Raw genomic sequence first — 1,644 nt, 5'->3', positions numbered from 1 at the left:
TCAGACTGCTGACAAACCCTGCACAATTTTTTTGTGCAGGGTTTTCAAATACCATAAAAAATAGCAAAACTGACTGTTTTTGTGATATAATAATGTTAATAAAACATTGATATTTCAAGGAGTTTGTCATGATTACAGAAGGTTCAAACAGACAGTCAGAATTAGAGATTATCATGATCGAGGAATTAGTGCCTGCAGATCATCTTCTTAGAAAAATAGATCGGTATATTGATTTTTCTTTCATTAATAAAATCTGTGCACCCTATTACAGCAAAGATACTGGAAGACCTGCGGTAGAACCTGAAATTCTTTTTAAGATGCTTTTTTTAGGCTATCTTTACGGAATTAGAAGCGAAAGACGTCTTGTAGAGGAAGTAAATTTCAATATCGCATATCGTTGGTTTCTTGGGTATAGCTTGAAAGATAAAATTCCTGATGCTAGTGTAATTTGGCAAAATCGCCGAAGGCGATATCGTAATACTGATGTTCCCCAGCAGATATTTGATGAAATTGTAAGACAAGCTATGGATGCAGGATTAGTTGGTGGAAAAGTTCTTTACTCGGATAGTACCCATTTAAAGGCGAATGCAAATAAAAACAAGCATGCAAATGTAACGGTGGAAGTAACGCCAAAGGCCTATCTTAAGGAACTTGACAAGGCAGTAGCTGAAGACAGAAAAAAGCATGGAAAGAAGCCGCTTAAGAAAAAGGATGACGACGGAAACTCCGGTGGAACTGGTACGGACGGAAAAGAAGAAAAAGAAACCAAAGATATCAAACAGAGCAAAACAGATCCCCAGAGCGGATTTATGCACCGAGATGGAAAACCTAAAGGCTTTTTCTACCTAGATCATCGAACAGTAGACAAGAGAGCAAATATTATCACAGACACTTTTGTCACAGCAGGGAATATCAATGATGCAGAGCCATACATAAAGCGAATCAAAGAGCAGATTGAGAAATTTGGGTTTCAAACCAAAACTGTTGGTATAGATGCGGGTTACAATACTGCATACATTTGCAAAGCATTATGGGATATGGGAATCAACGCAGCAATAGGCTACAAAAGAAGCAACCGTCAAAAAGGCAGTTATGGAAAATTCCTGTTTCGATATATCCCTGAATGGGACACCTACATCTGTCCTGAAAGAAAGTACTTAGAATACAAGACAACAAATAGAGAAGGATATCGCGAATACAAAGCAAAAGAGATTCATTGTTGCTGTTGCCCCAGAAAGGAAGAATGCTTGAGAGAAAAACAAGGGTGTAAAAGCCTACAGCGCCATATTTGGGAAGATTACAAACAATGGCAGCGGCTCTATACACTAAGCGATTCAGGCAGAGAGATTTACAAACAAAGAAAAGAACATATAGAACGAAGTTTCGCAGATTCTAAAGAACTGCATGGACTTCGTTATTGTCGTTTGCGCGGAATCGACGGAGTCCGCGAACAATGTCTGCTGACAGCAGCGGTACAGAATATGAAAAGGATCGCTCTCCTACTAAGTAGGAGGGAATCTTCATTTAATCGTCTTTCTTCAATGTTTCAATTAACTATTTTTCATAAATTGGTAGTTTCTTAAAAATATGAGAGCATTTTAAAACGCAGCGAAAATTCTTTCGCTTCGTTTGTCAGCAGTCTGA

General features: G+C 38.2%; 1 protein-coding gene. It reads left to right on the top strand.

The features are described 5' to 3' along the window. Positions 1-128: 128 nt before the first annotated feature. Positions 129-1,583, top strand: a complete 1,455-nt coding sequence (locus JYB65_RS14805) for an IS1182 family transposase (protein WP_245156706.1) — start codon at positions 129-131, stop codon at positions 1,581-1,583. Positions 1,584-1,644: the final 61 nt, after the last annotated feature.

Origin of the sequence: Clostridium aminobutyricum, from assembly GCF_017255415.1 — a bacterium.
Classification (GTDB): domain Bacteria; phylum Bacillota; class Clostridia; order Peptostreptococcales; family Anaerovoracaceae; genus Aminipila; species Aminipila aminobutyrica.
Note: the sequence above shows the minus strand (reverse complement) of the source record. Positions and strands in the feature narration are given on the sequence as shown.